The sequence below is a fragment of the Burkholderia sp. SIMBA_062 genome (assembly GCF_046534765.1).
Classification (GTDB): domain Bacteria; phylum Pseudomonadota; class Gammaproteobacteria; order Burkholderiales; family Burkholderiaceae; genus Burkholderia; species Burkholderia ambifaria.
In genome coordinates this window covers 1-276 of sequence record NZ_JAWRYD010000233.1, presented here as the reverse complement: position 1 = coordinate 276, position 276 = coordinate 1, and the positions used below count along the sequence as shown (strand labels likewise).

Here is a 276-nt window from a genome sequence, read left to right as displayed (position 1 = left end):
CCGCTACCGCCGGCAAGATCCCCGGGATGCTGCCCAACTGCAGGTTTTCCTTGCGTGCCAGGTCGTAGAACACGACGGTGTCGACATCATTGATGGCGGCTGAATTGGCTTTTCTGATTGCCGCCTCGACGCAACCCGGTGCCGCGCCATCCATGCGTTTGAACGCGAGCAGGTAGCCGCTGGCGTCTGTCACTGCGATACAGGGATGCACGCCTTCCTGGCTTGCCGCAGCCACCGCCCTGTCGAGCAATGCCGCAGCCCCCTCGAGAGACAGCG

Annotated in this window: 1 protein-coding gene; it reads right to left on the bottom strand. The window is 63.4% G+C overall.

Annotated elements, in window-relative coordinates; translation table 11 throughout:
- Nucleotides 1-276, bottom strand: a 276-nt coding sequence (locus tag SB786_RS36175; RefSeq protein ID WP_410731568.1) for a GlcG/HbpS family heme-binding protein, incomplete at both ends; no start/stop codon positions are given.